Origin of the sequence: Segatella copri (assembly GCF_019249765.2) — a bacterium.
Taxonomy (GTDB): domain Bacteria; phylum Bacteroidota; class Bacteroidia; order Bacteroidales; family Bacteroidaceae; genus Prevotella; species Prevotella copri_K.
The window spans coordinates 3422539-3443853 of the sequence record NZ_CP152484.1 but is presented as its reverse complement, the minus strand read 5'-3'; the positions used below and the strand labels follow the sequence as shown (position 1 = coordinate 3443853).

Genomic DNA, 21315 nt, shown 5'->3' with positions numbered 1-21315 from the left:
TAAGATGACCTGTCTAAATACTTGACACTGCTGTCTAGTTATTAGACATTGAAGTTTCGAAAGTGGTTCAAGTACGGGCTGAAGGCCCAAAAGCTCCTAGCCCAGGGCATCGCCCTGGGTATAATAGCAATCAACAAGGCGCCCTGTAAGGTAGGCTGTTCAAAATCCGAATCAAAATCTGGTATAAAAAAATGGTGTTATATAGGTGTATTTAAGTTACTGATATTTAACACTTTAATATACAAAATAGTTCTTTAAAAATTTGTATAACTCGCTGATTTTTAGTATCTTTGCAAATAAAAACAAATACATAAGATATGAAAAAATCAGTCAAAGATATGGAGCCAAAAGAGCTTCAAAAGTATGCCGAAAAACTAAAGAAGGAAAATAAGTCTCTAAAAAGGGACAAACGTAATCTTGAGAGAAGATTGTCTACCTCTCAGAATAAGTCCAATAAGTATCGTTCTGAACTTAAAAAAAAAGAAAAGCCGAACGTAGGATTGGACAAGGAGACTTACGAACAAATGATGAGTCTATTAGACGACATCATTATTCATCCTTAATGGTTGCTTTGAGTACGGCTTTTTATGCTCGTCTGTCTATAGGTTCACGTCAGATTGTTGAAATATTCAATATCCTGAATGAGTTTATGGACAATATTTTCGGTAAAGTACCAGCTTATACGACAATTGGCTATTGGGCACAAGAGTTAGGGCTTAGTGTCTATAAGGAATCGTGTACCCTTTTCAAGGGTAAGCGTTATGCCTTGATTGTCGATGAAAGCATGATGATTGGCAGTGAGAAGATGCTGCTTACACTTGCTGTTGCGGCAGATAATATAGGAATGGCTATTACTGAAAAAGACATATCCATTGTAGACATATCTATCGCTAAGAGTTGGAATGGAAAAACTATTCAGGAAGTATTGGAGAAAGTCGCAGCTAAAATTGGGCATGAGCCAGAATATGTTATCAGCGACAACGGCTCCAGTATATGTAAGGCCATTAGAGATGCTGGCTATAAACATCACCATGATATTAGTCATACTCTTGGCATGTTTCTTGAAAGAGTTTACAAGAATGATCTTGATTTTCAGGAGCTTTCAAGTAATGTTCAGATGGCACGTCTTAAATATAACATGCAAGATGTTGCTTATATACAACCTCCATCGCAACGAAGTATTGCACGTTTTATGAACATGTCAAAATGGATTGACTGGATAAGCAGGATGCAGTATGTATATCATACATTGCAAGAGGATATAAAGAGCATATATGCCTTTATTCCGCAGAATGCTTCTCTGGTTGATGAATTGGCCGAAACGATGGACTGTATAACGAAGATTGAAAAAGACATAAAAAACAACGGGTGGTCTCAAGTCTCTATTGCCCGTTGCAAAAAACTCGTGACAGAAAGCTTGATGTTGAAGCATGAGCGACAGCGAAAAGTTGGCTCTTATATCTTGGGATATTTAGAACGTGAGCTCTCTCTCTTAAATGAAGGAGATGTACACAATGCAAGTTCTGACCCAATAGAATCAACATTTGGAGTGACTAAGGCTAGAATGTCTAACGACAAACTTACTGGTGTTACCCCAATGATTCTTATAATACCTCTGCGCATAGCCTTGGCTGACAAAAATAGGCGAGTTGGTTTCGAATTTAAAGAACGTTTGGAGAAAGGAAGACATCGTCACATCAAAGAATGGACTAGTACAAACCTCTCTCCTAATTTGACCGTGAAACGCATCAATACCTTAGGGAATAAATGCGTCGGATTTTAAACGGATTTTGAACACCCTACCTTACAGGGCGACAAACTTGCGTCCATGATTACCCAGGGCGCTGCCCTGGGCTAGGAGCTTCTGCCCTTTCAGGGCGTGTGGAGCTCACTTGCGAAACTTGAGTTAGACAGAAAAGCCATCAAAAAGGTTGCGAAGCTACACCATCCCTTCATATACTCATGGTATTATTATTGTATTCTTGCCGCAAAAGACTGAAAAACAATGAGATAGCAAAATCTATCACATTTTTATGAGGGACTTTTTAGAAGATTAACACACTTTTATGAGGGACTTTTCGAGCCATCCATACACTTTTATGAGGGACTTTCTACTTTTTGCTTGTCTTATACGTGAAAAAGGTCATCAAACCAAAACAACATCAGCGTTCACAAATAACTTTACAGATTAAGATATAGCGGAAATATCCCTTAAGGAAAAATTTAATTTCCCTTAAGGCAAAAAATAAATATCCTTAAGGGAAAATTTTCAATCTCTTCTTTCCCCATTATATAGGGGTTTCTTCTTGATTGTCTATTTCTAGAATATCATTTACATAGTTTCATCTCCATCATCTATAAGATAGGCAAGTACAAGGAGAAGAGAACCAAGGACGTGGATACTTCCAGAATGGGAGTAAATTAGCAGCTTTCTTGAAAAATCGTCAGTAATCCGGCATATTTTCTTAAAAAATCGTCTATAAACACGCTATTTTCAGATAAAAGTAGTATCTTTGCACCATAATTGCATTTTAACTATAAGACGACAATGAAAATAACAATTATCGGAGCAGGTGCTATGGGCGGTGCCATGGCAGAAGGACTCTTGCAGAGCGAGAAGTTCACTCCATCAGATATTACGGTATCTGACCATAACCAACCAGTATTGGATCACTTCGCAAGCGAAGGAGCCAGTGTAACCCTCGACAACCAGTTGGCTTGCCACGGCGCAGACATCATTTGCGTAGTAGTAAAACCTTGGTGCGTGGAGAAGACATTGAAGGGAATCAAGGATGCACTCAACTACAAGAGTCAGAAACTCGTAGTGGTAGCAGCCGGTGTGCCATCAGCCAACATCAAGGAGTGGCTGGACAAGGATGGCATCACCCCAACCTTCTTCCTCGTGATGCCAAACATCGCCATCGCCTACAAGCAGTCGATGACCTTCATCACTCCTGTAGATGCATCTGCTACAGAAATCCAGCAGATTACAGAAATCTTTGATGAATTGGGCGAAAGCCTCATCATGGAAGAACGTCTCTTCCCAGCAGCTACAGCTATGTCGTGTGCCATCGCTTACGCCATGCGCTATGTAAGAGCCAATGTAGAAGGCGGCGTAGAGATGGGCTTCAAGGCAAAGGATGCCCAGAAGATTGTCTTGCAGACCATCAAGGGTGCCGTAGAACTGCTTCAGGAAACAGGCGAACACCCAGAGGCTGCCATTGATAAAGTAACAACTCCTGGCGGCTGCACCATCAAGGGCTTGAATACCATGGAACAAGGCGGCTTTACCAGCGCAGTAATCAATGGTTTATTGGCAGGAAAAAAATAAGAAAATGATACAATGAATGCTGCACAGATTACTTTATTTGTGCAGCATTTTCGTTTTTATAAGCACAAAGAGTTATAAAAACGTAAGTTTTTTGAGCCGTTTTAAATATTTTTCGTATCTTTGCGCTTACATTTCGAAATTGCCCATCAGCAACTGTTCGATGTATTATCAAAGCAAACAATAAAAAGAATATTTTATGGACGAAGCAATCAAGCAAATCGGTGAAAGGCTGAAAGGTCTCCGCGAGGTTCTCAATATTCCTGCCGAGGAAATTGCAGAACTGTGCGAAATCAGTCTTGATCATTACCTCAAGATAGAATCCGGTGAGGCGGATCCTTCTGTTTATCGCCTGTCAAAAATTTCTAAGCGATACGGCATCGACCTTGACGTATTGCTCTTCGGAGAGGAACCTCGCATGAAGGGATACTACGTTACCCGCAAGGGACAGGGACCGGAGATTGACCGCAACAACCAGTATAAATACCAGAGCCTTGCCGTAGGATTCAAGGATAGAAAGGTGAATCCGTTCATGGTACAGGTGGATCCGTTGCCAGGCGACAAGAAGCCGAACAAGAACGGACACGACGGACAGGAATATGATTATGTGATTGAGGGACAGCTGGAAGTTACCATCGAAGAGAAGGTGATGGTGCTGAACCCTGGCGACAGCATCTACTTCGACAGCAAGAAGTCACACTGCTTCCGCTCACTCAACAATGAGCCTGCCAAGTTCCTTTGTATAATTATCTAGAAGAGTAACTATGATCGAGAGATTTCTAAAACAGACAAAATTTACTTCAGAGCAAGACTTCAAGGAGCATCTGGAGTTTATCATACCAGAAGATTTCAACTTTGCCTACGACGTGATGGACGAATGGGCTAAGATTAAACCAGACCACGTGGCACTGCTTTGGGCAAGCGAACGAGGTGAGGAAATCCGTTTCACATACAAGGACCTAAAGGAGCAGAGCGACAAGGCTGCCGCTTACTTCCAGAGTCTCGGTATCGGTCACGATGATAAGGTGATGCTGATTCTAAAGCGTCACTATCAGTGGTGGCTTGCCATGCTCGGTCTCCACAAGTTGGGTGCCGTAGCCATCCCAGCTACCCACATGCTTACCAAGCACGACATCGTTTACCGCAACAATGCAGCAAGCGTGAAGGCTATCATCTGCTGCGGCGATGATTACGTGGTAGAGCAAATTAAAGAGGCAATGCCAGAGAGTCCTTCTGTAAAAACTTTGATCAGTATCGGTCCGGATATCCCAGAAGGTTTCCACGACTGGATGAAAGAATGGAACGAATGTGCTCCTTTCGTTCGCCCAGAACATGTAAACTCTAATGAGGATACCCTGCTGATGTACTTCACATCTGGAACCACTGGCGAGCCAAAGATGGTGGCACACGATCACCTCTATGCCCTCGGTCATCTGACCACGGGTGTATATTGGCACAATCTACACGAGAACTCCATCCATCTTACCGTAGCCGATACCGGTTGGGGCAAGGCTGTATGGGGCAAGCTCTACGGACAATGGTTTGCCGGAGCCACCGTCTTCGTCTTCGATCACGAGAAGTTTACGGCTGATAAGATCATGCGCCAGATTGAGAAGTATCACATCACCTCTTTCTGTGCCCCTCCTACCATCTATCGCTTCATGATTCAGGAGGATTTCTCTAAGTATGACCTCAGCAGTCTTGAATACTGCACCACAGCAGGCGAGGCTATGAACCCATCCGTGGCAGAAACCTTCCAAAAGCTGACGGGTGTTCAGATTTACGAGGGCTTCGGACAGACCGAGACCACCATGACACTCGGCACCTTCCCTTGGATCAAGCCAAAGCCAGGAAGCATGGGCAAGCCAAACCCACAATATGATGTTCACATCCTGCGCCCAGACATGACGGAATGCGAGGATGGCGAAAAGGGCGAGATTTGCATCCGCATCGGCGACAACAAGCCTATCGGTCTCTTCAAATATTACTATCGTGACGAGAAGCAGACCAAATCGGTTTGGCACGACGGTTACTATCACACGGGCGATATGGCTTGGCGTGATGAGGAAGGCTACTTCTGGTTTGAGGGCAGAATCGACGACGTGATCAAGAGCTCGGGCTACCGTATCGGTCCTTTCGAGGTAGAGAATGCCCTGATGACTCACCCTGCCGTAGTAGAGTGCGCCATCACCGGTGTGCCAGACCCAATCCGCGGTATGGTTGTCAAGGCAACCGTCGTACTAAAGGATGAATACAAGAGTATGGCAGGTCCAGACCTCATCAAGAAGCTGCAGGATCATGTAAAGCACGAGACTGCTCCTTATAAATATCCTCGCATCATCGAATTCGTAGATGAATTGCCAAAGACCATCTCCGGCAAGATTCGAAGAGTAGAGATTCGAGAAAAAGACAATAAAAAGAAATAATGATTGTTGGAGCAAAGGATTTGAATTTTCAAATCCTTTGCTCCAACTAAATATCAGCATAAAATGGGAAAAAGAATCGTAGTAAAGGTGGGCAGCAACGTGCTGACCCGAGAAGACGGAAAACTGGATGTAACGAGAATGTCGGCAATTGTGGATCAGATTGTCTGGCTCAGAAAGCACGACTATGAGGTGATTCTGGTATCTTCTGGTGCCGTGGCTGCCGGAAGAGCAGAACTGCACGTTGACCACCATCTGGATAGCGTGGAGCAGCGCCAGCTGTTCTCTGCCATCGGACAGGTGAAACTCGTTGGTCTCTATTACAACCTTTTCCGCGAATACAAGATCAAGATAGGTCAGGTATTGACCATGAAGGAGAATTTCGGTGCCGAAGAGCAGTACAAGAACCAGGAGGCCTGCATGCAGGTGATGCTGGAAAACAACGTGCTCCCTATCGTCAACGAGAACGATACCGTATGCATCACCGAGCTGATGTTTACGGATAACGATGAGTTGTCTGGCTTGATTGCCAAGATGATGAATGCCGACACTTTGATTCTATTAAGTAATGTGGATGGCATCTACAATGGCGACCCAAGCGAGCCTACCACCCGCATCATCCCATCGGTTTATTACGACCGCGACATCAGCGAGTATATCCTTGCCAGCAAGAGCAGCCACGGCAGAGGCGGCATGACATCGAAGGTAAAGACCGCCCACGATGTAGCCAATGCCGGCATCAAGGTAATCATCGCCAATGGCAACACACCAAACATTCTCATTAATCTGAAGGAACATCCGATGGAGACCCTTCATACAGAATTTGTGGCAAGACCGTTAAACAAGTAAAATCATTAGGGATAAGAAATACAGAAACCTAAAAAAGCAGCAAGCCTATTTATAGACTTTGCTGCTTTTCGTTTTCATTATGAATAGTTGATACGTTATTCTAATACCAACACATGGCTGGTTCCATCGGTCTGACCGAATACATTCAAGCCGACCTTCATCAGATAGTCACCGCTGTACTGCTTGCCATTGCACTCCAAATCAGACTCTTTACCAGGCATCAGATTGGTTTCCTTTACGGTATAAACCTTATTGGCATCCAATCCCTGCATCTTTACATTCATCAGAGGTTCCTTGTAGCGTGGATGCAAGTCGTAAGCAAAGAGAACGGCACGCTGCTTGTCCTTACTTACATAGTTTATGGCACAGTGGTTGCCTTCGTATGGAGAAACCAGGCGATACTGGTCGCCCTCAAGAATCATCGGCTTCATGCTATCGTAGTTCTTGACTGCATTCTGCACAAACTTGTAGTCATCACCAGAAAGCGACTTGAGGTCGATATCAAAGCCCAACTTACATGAACTGCAAACATCGGTGCGGAACTTCACACTGGTATTCTTGTTCCAGTTAGTTACATGCGAACCCATGGTCTTGGCTGGGAAGAACGTTGACAGGCTCCACTGGATGTAGAGGCGCTCGTATGGATCCGTATCGTCTGAACACCAGAACTCGGTGAAATACTTAAGCATCTCGTAATCCATTCTGCCGCCACCGCCAGAGCAGAGCATCATCGGCAACTTAGGATACTTCTTATGAATACGGGTAAGCACCTTGTAGATACCACGCACATGATCGATATAGAAATTACCCTGATTCTCCTTATGATATGGAGAATAGATATTGGTAATCACACTGTTGCAGTCCCACTTGAAGTAAGCCACATCCGGATTCTCCGTCATGATGCGATCCACGATGCCGAACACATAATCCTGTACCTTAGGGTTACTGATATCAAGCACCAGCTGGTTGCGGTAATAATAGGTATCACGCTTTGGCTGCATGATCACCCAGTCGGGATGCTTCTCAAAGAGTTCACTCTTAGGATTCACCATCTCAGGCTCAATCCAAATACCAAACTTTACACCAGCCTTCTTGGCGTCTCTTACCAATCCAGGTATTCCATCAGGCAGCTTGCTCTTGGTAGCCTCCCAGTCGCCGAGACCTGCATGGTCGTCCTTGCGAGGATACTTGTTGGCAAACCAACCATCATCAAGCAAGAACATATCTACACCCAGGTCCTTGGCATCCTTCATCAACTCAGCAAGACTCTGCTGGTTGAAGTCGAACCCGGTATTCTCCCAGTTGTTCAAGAGCGTAAGGCGATCTTCCATACCCATGTTCACCTGATACTGGCGAGCCCAATTGTGCAAATTACGGGAAGCCTCCCCAATACCATTATCACTCATGGCAAAGATAAACTCAGGGGTAGTGAACGTCTCACCAGCCTTCAGTTTATAATTAGAGGCGTATGGATTGATGGCAGGGATAACACGAAGGGCTCCCACGTTATCTACCTCGAAGGTAAAGCGGAAGTTGCCAGGCCATCCGATGGTTCCAAGCATCACCTTGCCCTCATTCTCCTTGGCTGGCTCATCGAATCCCAGTTCAAAGAACGGCTCCTCCTGCATGGCTGCACGGGTACCCAACTTGGTATCAACAATCTTCTTACCAGCAGTCAACTGGCAAGTTTCAGGCTGGCCTTCCTTAGCCCAGTCGCTATGATAATTGGTAACGAAATACTTGTTTGCCTTGAAATAAAGCATTGTTGAGCTATATCTCCAAAGCGTAACCGGAGCTTTCTCCTTATGAGAAATTTCGCTCCACGCCTTGATGACGTTCTCCTTAGGATAAGCTGCATAGTGGAGCTTCACGGTCAGCGGATACACCTTGTCCTTAAGCGTGATGATGGTCTCAACACCTCCACTGATAGCCTTTTCTTCAGAAGACTGATAATACAAATAGGTAGTCATATTACCATCTGCATGGGTCACTGCCACTGCCGGCTCGAAGAAATCTTCAGCACCAGAGGTTGCATAAACCTCATGACCTCGCTGGCAGACGGAACCATCAGAAGCCGCATATACATCCCACTTCAGATGATTGTAATCTGAAGGATTCTTCAACTTGTCACCCAGATACACTTGGTAGAGGCGACCCTTAGGAGAAACCTGCATCACGAGGTCGGTCTTGTCGGTTGACACTCGGATGGTCTTTTGAGCAGATGCCATGATAGATGTCATGCACATCGCTGCGATAATCATAAATACCTTTTTCATCGTTCTTTGGTTTTTACGTTCCATAGAGAATGTACGGATTCTTAAGTTCATAATCTTACAGTTGTTTATTCTTAGTTTTACATGATTTCACTTGCCACCGAATGCGATTCGATTGCGGTTGCAAAGTTAAGGAGATTTTTCAGACATTGGCATCATGTGTAGGTTATAAGTAGATAAATATTAGGTTTATTAAGTCTATAACCTTCTAATAATCAAGCTATCAAAGATATTAATACTTTTTAATAGAGTAGATGGTAAAAAGAGAAATAAATGTAGTATCTTTGCAGAAAAATACAATTATAAGGCTTTCTTATAGCCTATCAGATAGTAACAATAACAATTAAATAGTTATGAAAGTAGTATTGTGGTTCTTAATGATGTTTATGCCATTAATGGCAAATGCTTCTTCCGTAAACGAGGAACAGCTGTTCCATCGTTTAGACAGTTATATCGCTCAGCGAAGCAAGTTTACCCAAAGAAAAGAAGCGAAACTGCTAAGACTCAAAAAGCAACTATACATGACTTCCGACAAGCGCAGCCAGCTTAGTCTCTATAACCAGATCTACAGAGAGTATTATACCTACCGTTACGACTCTGCCATGACATACGCCAAGAAGGGCTACCAGCTGGCAGTACAACTTCAGGATGATTATTTCATCAACCTGAATAAAATCAATCGTGCGGCAGTGCTGTCAACAGGCGGTTTCTACAGCCAGGCAGAAGACTTAATGCTCGCAATGGATGTGGAGAAAATGTCACCTAAGTTATTGCAATACTATTATTATACCTTGACTTGGGTATATAACTACTGGGAAACTTTCTGCAACAAGTCGGAGTTTCAAGAAGGATTAGAAGCCAAGAAACGTTTTTATTTAGGCAAGACTCTTGAACATATCGGCAACAAGGAATCCGCTCTTTATTACTATCTGTCAGGAGAGGTTGAATATCTTAAGCAGCGTACAAGCAAAAAAACACTTCAGTTCTACATGAAGGCACTTTCTGCCAGTCCCCTGAACAGCCGTGTGTATGCCTCATCGGCTTATTGCATAGCCCGCTATTATTATGATACCGACCAAAAGGATTTATACGAAAAGTATATTGTAGAAGCAGCCATCTCAGACCAGATATGTCCCCTGAAGGAGAATCTGGCCCTTCAGGAGTTTTCCACCTATCTATATAATAAGGATGCCTCCTATGCAAAGAGGGCTTCCAAATACATCTATTGCTCCATGGAGGATGCCCAATTCTACAACAACCGTCTCCGCATGGTTGAGATTTCACGCATACTTCCCCTTATCACAGAAACGAACCATCAGGCAGAAGTACGCAAGAACCGCATCGTAACAGCATCCCTCGTCATCGTGAGTATCCTGTCGCTAGGATTCCTTGCCATGGCTTTCTTTGCATTCAAGATGAACAAGCATCTAGCCAAGAGCCGTAGGGAGATAAAAAGCCAAAATACACTCTTGGACGAACTGAACCAGAAGCTGCTCAACACCAATAAGCGAAGAGAGACCTATATGCATTTATTTATGGACATCAGTGCCGTATATATCAAGAAACTGGATGATTATCGCAAATTGGTAAGCCGCAAAATCAAGGCAAAGCAAACTGCCGATCTTCTGACTGCCATCAACAGCTACAAGCTGGCAGAAGAAGAGGCAGCCAACTTCTATATTCGCTTCGACAAGGCATTCATTGACTTGTATCCGAATTTCGTGGAAGAGTTCAACCAACTGCTATTGCCAGAAAAACAGATTGTTCTCCCTGCCCCTAACAGTCTCACCAAGGAACTGCGTATCTATGCACTGATGCGACTGGGAATTACGGATGGTCAGGAACTGGCCACCCTCCTGTTCTATTCTACGCAAACCATCTATAATTACAAGGCAGCCATCAGAAAGCGAGCCAAAGACCTCACCACTTTTGATGCAGCCATCAACCGACTATGCAATGTGATAGGCTAATAAATGGCAGAAAGTTGAGAATGTTCCTCAATTTTCTGCCATTTTCTTTTGCCCATTCAAGAAATAGTTGTATCTTTGCCATTACATAAAAGTTGTAACACTAAAGATGTAATGGCGTATGAAACTAAGAAACAAGAAATTAGCAAATCCTTTCATCTATCAAGGTTATGAAAGTCCCGAGTATTTCTGCGACAGAGAGGCTGAAACAAAGACTTTGATATCACACCTGAAGAATGGAAGAAACGTTACCCTCATTTCTCCTCGAAGACTAGGAAAAACTGGGCTTATCAAGAACACTTTCTATCATCTGGAAAAAGATGAGAAGGATTCCGCATGCCTATACCTCGACATATTCGCTACCAAGAACTTGCACGACTTTGTGGAACAATTTGGAGTAATGGTTATCAATGACATCGTCCGCAAGAACACCTCATTCATAGAGAAAACCATCGCCTTCTTCAGTGCCTTGCGCCCTGTACTCAGCATGGATCCATTGACTGGTGAGCCTAGTGTATCAATCACAATTGAGCCATCCCAAGAAGACATCACCATCCGCAGCATCTTCAACTATCTCAACGAGAGTGGGAAAGAGGTATATATCGCCATCGATGAGTTTCAGCAGATTGCAGAATATCCGGAGAAAGGCACAGAAGCATTGCTACGTTCTTATATCCAGTTTGCCCAACATGTGCATTTCATCTTCTCCGGCAGCAAGCATCATCTGATGGCTGAGATATTCGGCTCACCGAAACATCCATTTTACCAAAGCACTGAGATGATGGGACTTAAACCATTGAGAAACGATGTTTATTATGAGTTTTGCCAAAACTTCTTCAAGCAGAAAGGTGGCAACTTATCAAAAGAAACCTTCGACTACATCTATCTACAATTCGAGGGCCACACATGGTATATCCAATGCATCATGAATCGCCTCTATGAAACCGAAATACAAGTTGATAGTATCAAGCAAGTAAATCCAGCAATTCTTTCAGTACTCGAAGGTAGAGAACCACAGTTTGAGAATATGGTACAGTTCTTCACAGAGAACCAGTTCTCGCTTCTGAAAGCTATAGCCAAGGATAGCATTGTTGCCCAGCCTACCTCTGGCAAGTTCATCAAGGAGCACAAGCTGAGTGGAGCCAGCAGCGTAAAGGCTGCCCTCAAAATCTTGGAAGACAAGGAATTAGTATATAGGACTAATGAAGGATACGTCATCTACGACAGATTCATGGATCTGTGGTTAAAGAGAATATAAACAAAGAAAGCCCTACATCTTACAATGATTACGACCATGGGATTATCCGACAATCCTTATGCCTGGGATGTTCAGTCGGTAGTAACAATGGATGACTTGTTTGTTCTCTAAACGTCCTAACTATATTAAGTTGGAGGAGATGGCAACAGAATCTGTTCTGAAAGCATTCTGCAAGGCATTAAAGATAAAGCTCGTAAAAGAGCGCCTCCCTTTACGTGATTTGAACGATGCTTGGGAATATCTTCACAACTACACTATGGATATGTAGATTCCCTAACTGCTTTAACAAGCCAGAGAATATGGTTGAATAAACTTACGGATATAGCATATCGGGTTAGCGGAGATAGTTTATCGGGGTAGCGGATACTGTTTCTTGGGTAAGAGGATACTGCTTCTCGGAGTTTGCCACTAGGCTCAGCAGCTCTGCTGAGCCTAGTCAGCAGGTCTGCCGACTGCAGTCAGCACATCTGCTGACTATAGTGACAACACCTTATAGTTGTACAACTTTACACCCTATAGTTGTACAACCTTACACCTTATAGTTGTACAACTTTACCCCCCATAGTTGTACAACCTTATACACTATAGTTGTACAACTACAAACTCTGATACAAAGATACTACTTTCTTCTGGAAATACAATTATTATCTGCAACTTTTTATCGAAAAAAGTGAAGAGAAAGATTGCTTTTTCGATATAAAATCGTATCTTTGCACTTTGAACGGCTAAAATCAGTAGCATCATGAAAGAACCCGAAAAGAAATATAACGATGAAGACAACATGCTCGTCAACGACTTGCGCTCCATCGTCAGCAAGGCTCGCAGCAAAGCATTTGCTGCCGTCAATTATTCTCTGGTGGAAAGAAACTGGAGAATAGGGCAACGTATTGTGGAAGAAGAACAGAACGGAACATCACGTGCAGAATACGGAAAGCATGTGATAGAGGTCGCTTCGGCTGCTTTGACCAAGGAATTCGGAAAAGGATTCTCATATACGAATATTGCCAACTATAAAAGATTCTATCTGACATTCAGTGACTTACAAATTCTTCAGACAGTGTCTGAAGAATTCAAAAAGCAAAAACATCAGACACTGTCTGATGAATCTTCTTTGCTACCCCAAAAAGGTCAGACACCGCCTGCCCAATTTGAGTTACGCTTTCTTCCTTGGTCTCATTACGAGCGTCTTATACGAGTAGAAGATAAGAAGGCTCGTGAATGGTATGCAAAGGAGGCATTCGAGCAAGGTTGGAGTTTCAGAACCTTGAACCGCAATATCAACACCTTATATTATGAACGTCTTCTTATGTCAACGAAGAAGCAACCTGTCGTTGACGAGATGCAAGACAAGACAAAGGCTTATCAGCAAGACAAACTCGAATACATCAAATCACCAGTTGTCTTGGAATTCCTTGGATTACCAGAAGACACCTCCCTCGCAGAATCAAAATTAGAGACTGCCATCATCAATAATCTAGAGAAGTTCTTGATGGAAATGGGAAAGGGATATGCACTCGTGGCTCGTCAGCAACATATCCGAACCGAGGAAAACGACTACTACATCGATCTGGTATTTTACAATTACCTCATCAAATCATTTATTTTGGTCGATTTGAAGGTAAATCGCATCACTTACCAGGATGTAGGACAGATGGATATGTATCTTCAGATGTACGACAAGATGAAAAAAGGACCAGACGACAACCCTACAATCGGCATCATCCTTTGTACCGAAACAGATTCGGATGTGGCACGATACTCTACCCTCGCCAAAAACGACCAGATGTTCGCAGCAAAATACAAGCTTTACCTACCAGACAAGGAAGACTTGAGAAGAGAAATCGAACGACAGAAGGAACTGTATCTAATGGCTCATCCTGAAGAAAACGATAAAGAGTAATTCTTCTGGATGTATCAGAATAATTAGAAGGAACCATTACAAAAAGGTCAGGCACTGCCTGACCTTTTTAAATCTCATTTCCGTATAACTATACATTTATCTATTAAACTATCACTTTTTCTTGCATAAAGTTTGCATTTTCCGATATTTATGCTTACCTTTGCCGTTGTTAAGAGGGAACTCGTAACACATTACAAAATATCTTATCATAAAAATAAGAAAGGAAATAGCGAATGGAACTGAAAGAAACTTTCCAACAGGTGAAGAAGGCTAGCAAGACTCTGGGCTTGCTGACCGATGAACAACGTAACGAAGTGCTAAAGGCGGTGGCTGATGCCATCATCGCTGAGACTCCTGCGCTCTTGAAAGCGAATGCAGAAGACTTGGCGAAGATGGACAAGGCGAACCCGCTCTACGACCGATTGCAACTCACAGAGCAACGACTCAAGGATATTGCTTCGGATATGAGACACGTAAGTACCCTGCCCTCACCGCTCGGAAGAGTTCTCAAAGACAAAACACTCGAAAATGGTTTGCATCTGCAGCGAGTTGCCGTTCCATTCGGAGTTATCGGTATGATTTATGAAGCCCGTCCTAATGTGACTTACGATGTTTTCTCACTCTGTTTCAAGAGTGGAAATGCGTGTGTACTGAAAGGAGGAAAGGACGCAAACGCCTCAAACTCAGCGGGTGTCGAACTTATCCACAGGGTGTTGATAACTTTCGGTATTGACCCGAATGTTGTTACACTGCTCCCTGCTACCCATGAAGCTACCGGCGAAATGCTGAATGCCGTGGGCTATATCGACCTCTGTATTCCTCGTGGTGGAAAGAAGCTTATCAACTTCGTCCGTGATACTGCCAAAGTTCCGGTTATCGAGACCGGAGCCGGCGTGGTACACTGTTACTTCGACAAGGATGGCGACCTGGAGATGGGCAAGCGCATCATCACCAATGCCAAGTGCCGAAGAGTGAGCGTATGCAATGCGCTCGACTGTCTGCTGATTCACGAAAGCAGATTAAGCGACCTCCCTGCCCTCTGTGAAGGTCTCGCAGAAAAACAAACCAAGATTCATGCAGATGCCAAGGCTTACGAAGCTTTAAAGGGTCACTATCCTGACACCTTATTATATAAGGCGGAGGAAAGCGAAGCGAAGATGAAGGAAACTGATACTAACGTGAAGAGCATCTGGAACACCGAATGGCTCAGCATGCAGATGGGTATCAAGACCGTGGCTTCGGAAGATGAGGCGCTCGAACACATCGCTACCTACGGAAGCGGACATAGCGAGAGCATTGTTTCCAACAAAGAAACTGCCCAGAAGAAATTCCAGGCGATGGTAGATGCAGCCTGCGTTTATGTGAATGCTCCAACCAGTTTCACCGATGGCGCACAATTCGGACTGGGCGCAGAGATTGGCATCAGTACCCAGAAGCTTGGAGCCCGCGGACCAATGGCGCTAGAAGAAATTACCACCTACAAGTGGCTGATTACAGGAAATGGACAAACAAGGAAGTGAAGAACAAGGAAGTGAAGAACGAAAAGTGAAGAGTGAAGAATTCAATAGCTTTATATTAGAAATAACAAACAAAAAACGAAATAACAATGAAGACATTCTTTAATGTTGAAGACCTTGGCGACCTGAAAGCAGCGCTCGCCGAGGCACAGGAAGTAAAATCAAACCGTTTCGGTTATCAGGAGTTGGGCAAGAACAAAACCTTGCTGATGATATTCTTCAATAACAGCCTCCGTACCCGTTTGAGTACACAGAAGGCAGCGATGAACCTGGGCATGAATGTTATCGTGCTCGATGTTAATGCCGGTGCATGGAAACTGGAGACAGAGCGTGGCGTTATCATGGATGGCGACAAGAGCGAGCACCTGCTGGAGGCTATCCCAGTGATGGGTAGCTTCTGCGACCTTATCGGTGTGCGCAGCTTTGCCGGTTTGAAAGACCGTGACTACGATTATGCCGAGACCATCGTCAACCAGTTCGTAAAGTACAGCGGTCGCCCAGTCTTCGCTATGGAGACTGCTACCGTTCACCCTCTCCAGGCATTTGCCGACCTCATCACCATCGAGGAGCATAAGAAGGTGGCTCGTCCTAAGGTAGTCCTGACCTGGGCTCCTCATTGCCGTGCCTTGCCTCAAGCTGTACCAAACTCATTCGCCCAGTGGATGAATGCAGCCGATGTAGATTTCGTGGTTACTCATCCAGAGGGCTATGAACTCGACCCTAAGTTCGTGGGCAATGCCAAGGTGGAGTACGACCAGAAGAAGGCGCTGGAAGGTGCAGACTTCGTTTACGCCAAGAACTGGAGCTGTCCGGGCGTGAAAGACCCAGCACAGTATGGTGAGATATTGAGCAAGGATATGAGCTGGACCATCGACGAGGAGCACATGAGCTGGACCAATGACGGTTGCTTCATGCACTGTCTGCCAGTACGCCGCGGACTGATTGTTACCGATGATGTCATTGAAAGCAAGAACAGTCTGGTAATTCCAGAGGCAGCCAACCGTGAGATTTCAGCCGAGGTTGTGATCAAGCGCATGCTTGAATCTCTCTAAAGCAGGATATAAGAAAGAGATTAAAGGTGTGTCATAAGTCATGACACACCCTCTTTTTCGTTCTATCCCACATCATCCCATCCCCATTTCTCGGTATTTTCATCTTTTCATCCAGTCTATATTCTTATATCTCAGATATTATCCGTACCTTTGCTGGCGAAAAAAGAAAAACAAGATGGACAAATACATAATATTATCACCAGAAGCTAAGGGGACGTTCAATGACCGTCTCAATTTTCTGTATCTGAAACTAGGTAACTATCTCGACACCGAGAAACTGGAAAATCGTACTTTGCAATATTGTAAAGTATTCCTCAGCGACGCCCAGAACCAGACTCAGGATCTAGAAGAGTCACTCCTTTATCAGGAGTATCTTAAGGATACCCATCTTACGGTTGTGGAGCAACCTCCGCTCAACGGGAGCAAGATTTCACTTCTTATCAAGACCACAGACGATAATACCCCTATCCTGTTCCACAGTCTCCGACTGACTGAGGAAGAAGCGAAGGGAAAGGATTCATACGAACAGACCCGAATGCTATTCGACAAATACCTGCAACTTATCGCCGGTACAGATATGACGATGGAGCGCAACCTGGTAAGAACATGGATATACGTAACTCATATCGATGTAAACTATCAGGGAGTAGTAGAAGCGCGCAATGATGTTTTCGACCAGCAAGGTCTGACGGCAGAGACCCATTATATAGCCAGTACGGGCATCGGCGGAGCAACATCCGTACGTCATGCATCTGTAGCTATCGACTTTCTGACCGTTCCCGGCATCAGGGAAGAAGACAAGAAATATCTCCAGGCACTCAACCATCTGAATCCTACTCACGAATACGGAGTAGCCTTTGAACGGGGAACCAGCCTTTCTCTGCCCCAGAAGAAACAATATTTCATATCAGGAACAGCCAGCATAGACAAGCATGGAGCGGTTGTATACGAAGGCGATATTATAAGACAAACCGGCAGATTGCTCGAGAACATCGGTGCTTTATTGAAGGATGGCGATGCGATGATGAACGATATCCAATACTTTATCATCTACCTGCGCGATATCTCAGACTATCATACCATAGAGCAACTGATGAATCAGTTTTACCCTCAGATACCACATATCATAGTAGAGGCAAGAGTATGCAGACCAGGCTGGCTGATAGAAATGGAATGCATTGCAGAAAAACAAGAACAGAAATAAATGCTGATAAATGCAGAAATTTACTTTCAAAGAGTAAGTTTCTGCATTTTTTATGATTCATTCTAATATATTTTTACTACCTTTGCAGATATAAAAACTTATAAACCGACAAAAATGAGTGAACAGCAAACAAGCCAATCTAATTTTGGCATATATTCGTTATATGTATTGGGAGCCATCGCATGCTTTGTGTTCTTCCAATTCTTCTATCCCTACCATCTGTTTTATCAGGAGCAGAACCAACTGTTTCTGTCATCATGGGATTATCTGACTACTTATCTGGACAAACCGGGATGGCTGGCCTGTCTGGCAGGCGATTTCCTGACCCAGTTTTATTATTTCCGCTATGCCGGCCCTATCATCCTTACCCTCTGTATTCTTATTACGGGACATAATGTAAAATGCGCAGTAAGAGATGCAGACATCCAAGGGAAAAAGACGGCACATATCGTAGCCTTCATCATGATGATCCTATTGGTATGTTTCAGTTTTCACTACGACTACCGGCTTTGCAGCATTCTGGCAATAGCAGGTGGTGCCAGTGTGTTCCGTGTCAGCACCAAGCTGCTCACTTCCACCCGAATGTTTCTCAAGAAGATAGAGAAGATGGACGACAATCCTTCTGCCGCAGCAGGCTTGGGAGCAGCGCATTGGATTACCGCCTTCAGTATCATTGTTTCCGTATTCGTATGCCACTGGTTCTTTGGAAATGGAGTATGGATCTACGGAGCGCTGGTATTTACAGGCTGTCTTTCCCACATCAAGAAAGTGGGAACCTACTATCGCCTGACTGCCCTCGTGATTCCTTTCTTCCTGCTGATGCTGTCCAAGCGACTCTACTTCTGCGATTTCCAGACTCTTTATACCTATCCGGGTTTCGGAAAACTGGTAAAACCGCAAATGGACTTGGAGAAAACATTCGCGGTAGACTGTGAATATTACTTCGGTAATTATAATAAGGTTATCAACATCGTAGAAAAGACAGAAAATCCAGACCAATACATGAAGTTCTACTATAACCTCGTGATGGCGCAAAACGGATATCTTCCAGACAACCTGCTGAGATTCCAGAGCAACAACCTAGGTACATTCGAGAAACTGGGACCAGACACCCCAACCCTCACCATCAAGACCCTGAACGAACTGTATTGGGTTCTGGGCGACATGACTTTCTGCGAACGTGCCACAATGCTTGCCAATGTCTGCTCTCCGAACAACCGGAATATCAGAATGGTAAAGCGACTTGCCGAAATCAATCTGGTGAAGGGCGACTACGCTGCAACCCGCAAATATCTCCGTATCCTGCAAAAAACCTTCGTATGGAGCAGATGGGCAAACCGTGCTTTCTCATCACTTGGCAGAAAAGCAACAACTGATGAAAAAGCCCTCTTGCAACAATACATAGAAAAGCGCCCGTTCATCAACCGGAAGGATACGCTACGACTGAACGAGAATTGCCACACCATCATGTGCGAACTGGCAGAAAGTAATCCGAACAACAAAATCGCCATCGACTACATGCTCTGTAGCGATCTCCTCCTGAAAGACATGGAAACCTTCAAGCGGGATTATGATACTTATTATCTCAAACAGAAAAACGTTTCCTACGAACGCCTGTATCAGGAGGCTCTCATGATTTATCTGGCGGGAACCAAGGCTAAGCCGGAAGAATGGGCAAAATATATCAAGCGTCAAGATATTCTGAAACGTTTCTATCAGTATAATGAAGAACGGGGCAACCAGGCATTCAGCGATACCTACTGGTATTACTTCGACAAGGCAGAGGTGCCTAAGTTGAACATCAACTGAGGAAATAATTGACGCTAACTGTTTATTAAAGAAGAAAAATGAAATACAAGAATATCCTATACAGTGCCATGGCGGGCATACTGCTGCTCGCCTCATGTGCCCAGACTCACGAGAATGCTGAGCAGGTAGACCATCTGCCCAACATGTATCCCGACTATGCCGATGTAACGATTCCGGTCAATATCGCTCCTCTCAACTTTGAGATACGCGACAAGAACCTTACCAACATCGAAACCACACTCACGATTGAGGGAGCAGATGCCAACGATGCAGCCAACACTCTTACTGCCACCAGCAACAGCCAGAATCTGAAATTTGATATGGACGACTGGAAGGCTTTCCTACAAAAGGCTGTGGGCAAGAATATCAAGGTTCAGATATATTCAAAGAGCAATGAGGGAGAATGGACGGCGTTCAAACCCTTCACCTGGCAGGTAGTGGGCGACAGTCTGGATGCTTATCTCACCTACCGACTGATAGAACCCGATTACGAAGTATGGAACAAGATACAGATTAAGCAACGCTGCATAGAGAATTGGCAGGAGAAGATTCTCGCCGACCACAATCTGCAGGAAAACCGCTGTATGAACTGTCATGCTTTTGGCAACCAGGATCCTAACCTCAGTATGGTATATATAAGAGGTGAAAGCGGAGGAGCCATTCTTAACCGCAATGGCAAGCTGCGCAAGCTGAACCTGAAGAACGCCAACATGGTTTCCTCAAGCGTATATTACGGTTTCAGTCCATCGGGCAAATACGTCACCTTCTCTACCAATATCATCATTCCTGCCTTTCATGCCAACGCCGACAAGCGACTGGAAGTATATGATTCGAAGAGCGATGTATATGTAGCCGATTTAGACAACAACCGCATCATCTCCTCACCGCTTACCTCCGACAGTACACATCTGGAGACATTTTCTACTTTCTCGCCGGACGGGAAATACGTTTATTACTGCGTAGCTAACAGAAAGGGACTTGAAAGTACGAACCTGAAGGGATTGAAATATTCGCTGGTCCGCATCCCGTTCGATGAAAAGACAGGGAGTTTCGGAACCGAGGTAGATACTCTTTACAAGGAGCGTTCAGTCTGCCATCCTAAGATAAGTCCTGACGGCAGATACTGTCTCTTTACGGTAGCCGATTACGGCACCTTCCCTATCTGGCATCCCGAGGCAGACCTCTATATGATGGACTTGCAGACAGGGAAAGTGGATAGCCTCAGCATCGTGAACAGCGAGAAGAGCGACACCTATCACAGTTGGTCGCATACCGGCAGATGGTTTGTCTTTGCCAGCAAACGTGACGACGGACTTTACGGCAAGCCTTACTTCTGCTATGTAGACCGCCAGGGCAAGGCTCACAAGCCTTTTGTTCTTCCACAGAGGGAACCAACCTTCTACGATGATTGCCTGAAGAGTTTCAACATACCGGAGCTGAGCCGCGGCCCCGTTCCATTCGATGCCATCGATATAGAGAATGTAATGAAGCAAGATGCAGAAAAGTTCAAATAAAAAAACGAACTTTAGAAAGTAATCCCCCACACGCCCTGAAAGGGCAGAAGCTCCTAGCCCAGGGCATCGCCCTGGGTAATTACGGACGCAAACCTGTCGCCCTGTAAGGGCAAAAGCTTTAAAACGCCAATATTTTGACGAAGCTTTTGCCCTTACAGGGCGCATTGCATAATCTCTATATTACCCAGGGCGATGCCCTGGGCTAGGAGCTTTTGGGCCTT

Annotated in this window: 16 protein-coding genes and 1 pseudogene; 16 read left to right on the top strand and 1 reads right to left on the bottom strand. The window is 44.4% G+C overall.

Features of this window, described 5'->3' with window-relative positions:
- Positions 1-317: 317 nt before the first annotated feature.
- The 6 genes and pseudogenes from KUA46_RS14525 to proB form a co-directional block, all read left to right on the top strand.
- On the top strand, positions 318-563 hold the full coding sequence (locus KUA46_RS14525) for a hypothetical protein (RefSeq protein WP_218487983.1): 246 nt from the start codon (positions 318-320) through the stop codon (positions 561-563).
- Positions 563-1783 carry a hypothetical protein gene (locus KUA46_RS14520; protein WP_434725800.1) on the top strand — a complete coding sequence of 407 codons (1221 nt, stop codon included), beginning with the start codon at positions 563-565 and terminating at the stop codon, positions 1781-1783. Before KUA46_RS14525 ends, KUA46_RS14520 begins: the two co-directional genes overlap by 1 nt.
- A gap of 765 nt (positions 1784-2548) precedes the next feature.
- Complete coding sequence (locus KUA46_RS14515; protein ID WP_006847541.1) at positions 2549-3331, top strand: pyrroline-5-carboxylate reductase family protein; 783 nt, start codon at positions 2549-2551, stop codon at positions 3329-3331.
- 196 nt (positions 3332-3527) lie between these two features.
- A complete protein-coding gene (locus KUA46_RS14510) occupies positions 3528-4082 on the top strand; it encodes a helix-turn-helix domain-containing protein (protein WP_218487857.1) in 555 nt (184 codons plus the stop codon).
- Positions 4083-4092: 10 nt separating this feature from the next.
- The gene (locus tag KUA46_RS14505; protein ID WP_218487858.1) at positions 4093-5754 is read left to right on the top strand and encodes an AMP-binding protein; all 1662 of its coding nucleotides are present in this window, start codon (positions 4093-4095) and stop codon (positions 5752-5754) included.
- Positions 5755-5817: 63 nt separating this feature from the next.
- Positions 5818-6588: pseudogene (gene proB / locus KUA46_RS14500) on the top strand (glutamate 5-kinase); the annotation flags it as partial.
- A 107-nt stretch (positions 6589-6695) separates the two neighbouring features.
- Here proB and KUA46_RS14495 read toward each other — a convergent pair.
- Complete coding sequence (locus KUA46_RS14495) at positions 6696-8876, bottom strand: alpha-galactosidase (protein WP_218487859.1); 2181 nt, start codon at positions 8874-8876, stop codon at positions 6696-6698.
- Between the two features lie 350 nt (positions 8877-9226).
- On the opposite strand from KUA46_RS14495, the gene KUA46_RS14490 reads away from it, so the two are divergent.
- The 10 genes from KUA46_RS14490 (at position 9227) to KUA46_RS14445 (ending at position 21094) form a co-directional block, all read left to right on the top strand.
- On the top strand, positions 9227-10843 hold the full coding sequence (locus tag KUA46_RS14490; RefSeq protein WP_218487860.1) for a DUF6377 domain-containing protein: 1617 nt from the start codon (positions 9227-9229) through the stop codon (positions 10841-10843).
- A 118-nt stretch (positions 10844-10961) separates the two neighbouring features.
- Entirely contained in the window at positions 10962-12098 is a 1137-nt protein-coding gene (locus KUA46_RS14485; RefSeq protein ID WP_218487861.1) for an AAA family ATPase, read from the top strand.
- Between the two features lie 91 nt (positions 12099-12189).
- Positions 12190-12366: a hypothetical protein gene (locus KUA46_RS14480; RefSeq protein ID WP_006847554.1), complete on the top strand. Its 177-nt coding sequence runs from the start codon at positions 12190-12192 to the stop codon at positions 12364-12366.
- A 474-nt stretch (positions 12367-12840) separates the two neighbouring features.
- Positions 12841-13998, top strand: coding sequence for a PDDEXK nuclease domain-containing protein (locus KUA46_RS14475; protein WP_254970255.1), 1158 nt, complete (start codon positions 12841-12843; stop codon positions 13996-13998).
- A gap of 233 nt (positions 13999-14231) precedes the next feature.
- Positions 14232-15518: a glutamate-5-semialdehyde dehydrogenase gene (locus tag KUA46_RS14470; RefSeq protein ID WP_218487862.1), complete on the top strand. Its 1287-nt coding sequence runs from the start codon at positions 14232-14234 to the stop codon at positions 15516-15518.
- Positions 15499-15621, top strand: a complete 123-nt coding sequence (locus tag KUA46_RS14465; RefSeq protein ID WP_256625105.1) for a hypothetical protein — start codon at positions 15499-15501, stop codon at positions 15619-15621. Before KUA46_RS14470 ends, KUA46_RS14465 begins: the two co-directional genes overlap by 20 nt.
- Complete coding sequence (locus KUA46_RS14460) at positions 15605-16567, top strand: acetylornithine carbamoyltransferase (RefSeq protein ID WP_218487863.1); 963 nt, start codon at positions 15605-15607, stop codon at positions 16565-16567. The genes KUA46_RS14465 and KUA46_RS14460 overlap by 17 nt, the downstream gene beginning before the upstream one ends.
- 175 nt (positions 16568-16742) lie before the next feature.
- A complete protein-coding gene (locus tag KUA46_RS14455) occupies positions 16743-17771 on the top strand; it encodes a Rid family hydrolase (protein ID WP_218487864.1) in 1029 nt (342 codons plus the stop codon).
- A 114-nt stretch (positions 17772-17885) separates the two neighbouring features.
- The gene (locus tag KUA46_RS14450; protein WP_218487865.1) at positions 17886-19580 is read left to right on the top strand and encodes a DUF6057 family protein; all 1695 of its coding nucleotides are present in this window, start codon (positions 17886-17888) and stop codon (positions 19578-19580) included.
- A gap of 38 nt (positions 19581-19618) precedes the next feature.
- Entirely contained in the window at positions 19619-21094 is a 1476-nt protein-coding gene (locus tag KUA46_RS14445; RefSeq protein WP_218487866.1) for a TolB family protein, read from the top strand.
- The last annotated feature ends 221 nt before the right edge of the window (positions 21095-21315 follow it).

Excerpts from the sequence above, each read along its gene's own strand:
- KUA46_RS14525 (WP_218487983.1), top strand. The coding sequence starts at position 318 with ATGAAAAAATCAGTCAAAGATATGGAGCCAAAAGAGCTTCAAAAGTAT.
- KUA46_RS14520 (WP_434725800.1), top strand. The coding sequence starts at position 563 with ATGGTTGCTTTGAGTACGGCTTTTTATGCTCGTCTGTCTATAGGTTCA.
- KUA46_RS14515 (WP_006847541.1), top strand. The coding sequence starts at position 2,549 with ATGAAAATAACAATTATCGGAGCAGGTGCTATGGGCGGTGCCATGGCA.
- KUA46_RS14510 (WP_218487857.1), top strand. The coding sequence starts at position 3,528 with ATGGACGAAGCAATCAAGCAAATCGGTGAAAGGCTGAAAGGTCTCCGC.
- KUA46_RS14505 (WP_218487858.1), top strand. The coding sequence starts at position 4,093 with ATGATCGAGAGATTTCTAAAACAGACAAAATTTACTTCAGAGCAAGAC.
- KUA46_RS14495 (WP_218487859.1), bottom strand. The coding sequence starts at position 8,876 with ATGAAAAAGGTATTTATGATTATCGCAGCGATGTGCATGACATCTATC.
- KUA46_RS14490 (WP_218487860.1), top strand. The coding sequence starts at position 9,227 with ATGAAAGTAGTATTGTGGTTCTTAATGATGTTTATGCCATTAATGGCA.
- KUA46_RS14485 (WP_218487861.1), top strand. The coding sequence starts at position 10,962 with ATGAAACTAAGAAACAAGAAATTAGCAAATCCTTTCATCTATCAAGGT.
- KUA46_RS14480 (WP_006847554.1), top strand. The coding sequence starts at position 12,190 with ATGACTTGTTTGTTCTCTAAACGTCCTAACTATATTAAGTTGGAGGAG.
- KUA46_RS14475 (WP_254970255.1), top strand. The coding sequence starts at position 12,841 with ATGAAAGAACCCGAAAAGAAATATAACGATGAAGACAACATGCTCGTC.
- KUA46_RS14470 (WP_218487862.1), top strand. The coding sequence starts at position 14,232 with ATGGAACTGAAAGAAACTTTCCAACAGGTGAAGAAGGCTAGCAAGACT.
- KUA46_RS14465 (WP_256625105.1), top strand. The coding sequence starts at position 15,499 with ATGGACAAACAAGGAAGTGAAGAACAAGGAAGTGAAGAACGAAAAGTG.
- KUA46_RS14460 (WP_218487863.1), top strand. The coding sequence starts at position 15,605 with ATGAAGACATTCTTTAATGTTGAAGACCTTGGCGACCTGAAAGCAGCG.
- KUA46_RS14455 (WP_218487864.1), top strand. The coding sequence starts at position 16,743 with ATGGACAAATACATAATATTATCACCAGAAGCTAAGGGGACGTTCAAT.
- KUA46_RS14450 (WP_218487865.1), top strand. The coding sequence starts at position 17,886 with ATGAGTGAACAGCAAACAAGCCAATCTAATTTTGGCATATATTCGTTA.
- KUA46_RS14445 (WP_218487866.1), top strand. The coding sequence starts at position 19,619 with ATGAAATACAAGAATATCCTATACAGTGCCATGGCGGGCATACTGCTG.